Annotated in this window: 2 protein-coding genes; one reads left to right on the plus strand and one right to left on the minus strand. The window is 35.9% G+C overall.

What is annotated here, in order from left to right:
* Positions 1 to 206: 206 nt before the first annotated feature.
* On the minus strand, positions 207 to 1712 hold the full coding sequence (locus tag JJQ88_RS20865) for an ElyC/SanA/YdcF family protein (protein WP_210367967.1): 1506 nt from the start codon (positions 1710 to 1712) through the stop codon (positions 207 to 209).
* A gap of 599 nt (positions 1713 to 2311) precedes the next feature.
* Between JJQ88_RS20865 and JJQ88_RS21620 the strand changes: the two genes are divergently transcribed.
* Complete coding sequence (locus tag JJQ88_RS21620; protein WP_282597743.1) at positions 2312 to 2440, plus strand: hypothetical protein; 129 nt, start codon at positions 2312 to 2314, stop codon at positions 2438 to 2440.
* Positions 2441 to 2565: the final 125 nt, after the last annotated feature.

Here is a 2565-nt window from a genome sequence, read left to right on the forward strand (position 1 = left end):
TCCTTTGAAAAATCCGATGAAATCCAAAAAGGGGTTCGGAATGAGAGCATTCCGAACCCCTTTTGTCTACAAACTGAAAGGCTAAACCAATTTTTGGTTTAGCCTTTTTCATTTTACTCTCATTATAACCTTGATGCATCAAGATTCGCTTTTCCCAACTTCAACCAACAATGAGCCAATTAACAGGTTCGTATACATATTTACTGCTATATTTGGTAGCTTATGCGTTCCCTGTGAGGCTTTGAAATCGTAACGAATACTAACTTGGAACTGGCAACATTTAAATCGTTAAGAGCTGTATCTACTTCTGCTTGAGATGAAGTTGGATTTGCAAGTACCGCTTTCGCTGATCCTAAGGCCTTTTTAAAGGCCGTCCAGCTGGCAGCAGTATATTTTGATGCTTGTTTCTTATTAGCATCGGTCACTGCATTTTCCAGCGCGGATTTATCTACTTCTACTACTATTGGTTTTTTTACAAGGTTTTCTGTTGCTTTCATTAAGGAATGGAGTGCTGCATCTACTTCGTCTTGCGTCGCTTCATTATTTGCTAATACTTGCTTTGCAAGACTTAGTGCATTCGAGAAATCTTTCCAATTCCGTCCTGTGTAGTCAGACTTTACTTTTTTTTCGGCATCCGCAACTGCTTTTTCTAGTGTAGACTTGTTTACTTCAACACTAACCACGATATTTTTCGTTAGTTTTATGCCCTTTTCTTCATAAGTGATTTCAATTTCTTGGTCTCCGGCTTTACTTGAGTCGAATCCCGTAATATCCGCAAGTTCTGTAACGTCACGGACATACTGACTATCATATTGTGCATTAACCGTTAAATTTAATTCTTCACCTACGTAGTATTCTAAGTCACCTTCAATAGCCAAATCTTCCAGTTTGGAGATAGGGAGATTGCTAGCTCTTGGTACACCTGCAATGGAGGACATTCCACTGACTTTTAGGCTCATTGGTTCTTCTGTTTTATCTGCTCGATACCAGCCTGCATTACCTTGTCCTAAAAACTCAATCGGAGCTTTGCCAAGTTCTTTCGCTTTCAAAAGTGACATGGTGTAATAGAATATACTTGCCCTTTTTAAATGATATTGGCTGCTTATAATAGAAGCGGTTTTTATATTATAGTCGTTGTACAAAATATCATAGCTGAACGATGCATTTTGAACAGTATTTGCACTTTTGTTTTCTACAATGATTCTTTCTATCGGAAGTCCGTTAGCCAATAGCCAATCACGCATTCGATCGCCTTCTGTCCAACCGTTTTTCATTACTCCACCAGTTACTAAGACATAAGAGTTAGGGTATTTGTTTGCACTATTTAGGGCAACTTGTAATCTACCAACTAATTCATCTGTCATTGTACCGTCGCTATTTAAAGCAAATCCTAAAACAATAAAGGCATGCGTACTATCTTTTGGAAGACCGTCGGGAGCCACATCTATATTTTCTTCCATATCATTCTCGATCCAATCCCAATAATCAATGACCGAATTCCATAACTTATAATCTTCCAGAGATTGTTCATTAATCAGTTCAAGAGTCCTTTGGACATCTGTACGTGCATCTTGTCCATAATAATAGATTAATTCACTTACTAGTATTTTTAAGTCCTTTGAGGCATCAGGGGTTTCTGCCGAGGCAATAGAGAAAGGAATCACACTAAATATCAATAGTAAACTGAATAATAAATTATAAGTTTTTTTCATCACTATAATTACTCCTCCATCGTTATGGACTATTTACTGTTTATGTCATCCACTTGGTTGTCAATAATCTTACTTAAATGAATCCACCTCCTTTTAAAATGAATGTTTTACAGGTGATACATAAAAAAAGGCATGGTGGAAATTGAGGAATAGATACATTCCCTCATTTACCAACATGCCTAATCGCATTAGTAACATGTGATTCACTATGTAACTTCTGAGTATATAGTAACCAATATTTTCCGTGAAGGCAACCTTTTTTACCTGATAATTTTTAATATTCAATAAATTTATTATTGGATGACCGTCCAATTTCTGGCCAAGAAAATGCAAGTTATAGACTTAAAAGCTTACTGAGAAGATTCATAAATTTTCATTTACAAAGCAAGGGATTTTAACCCCCCCTCATTTTAATTAGACGATATATGTAAAATTATTGAAGAATCCTTTTCAATAGGCAATTTTATGTACATGGCAGTAATGAGTATTGTCCTAAAAGGTATTTTGAAAACGAAAATGATGTTCAGTAAATTACTGACAGAAACAACGAAGAATAAAGATGAAGGAATTAAAAAATTAATTACTTAGGAGGAATGAGATTGCGTGGTTCAATAAAAAAAGACGGCTCTGTTTGGCGTATGGTTTACGCTACTCCAAGATATCCAGTAACAGGTTTTATGAAATGGTTTTATGAAATAATGTTTGTTAATTGTTTTAATACTTGCTGAAGCCAGTATTTATTATTCATGGCTTGGTCCAAGGCAGGACTCTTTGAATGTTTATGGCAGACTAGAAATGTAGGAAACGGCAGCTAATTTATGTACATAAAAAAGGCCACTTGCCAACATCCGAA

Origin of the sequence: Bacillus sp. REN3, assembly GCF_017912555.1 — a bacterium.
Classification (GTDB): domain Bacteria; phylum Bacillota; class Bacilli; order Bacillales; family Cytobacillaceae; genus Mesobacillus.

Coding starts and splice junctions, on each gene's coding strand:
- JJQ88_RS20865 (WP_210367967.1), bottom strand. CDS start 1,712: ATGAAAAAAACTTATAATTTATTATTCAGTTTACTATTGATATTTAGT.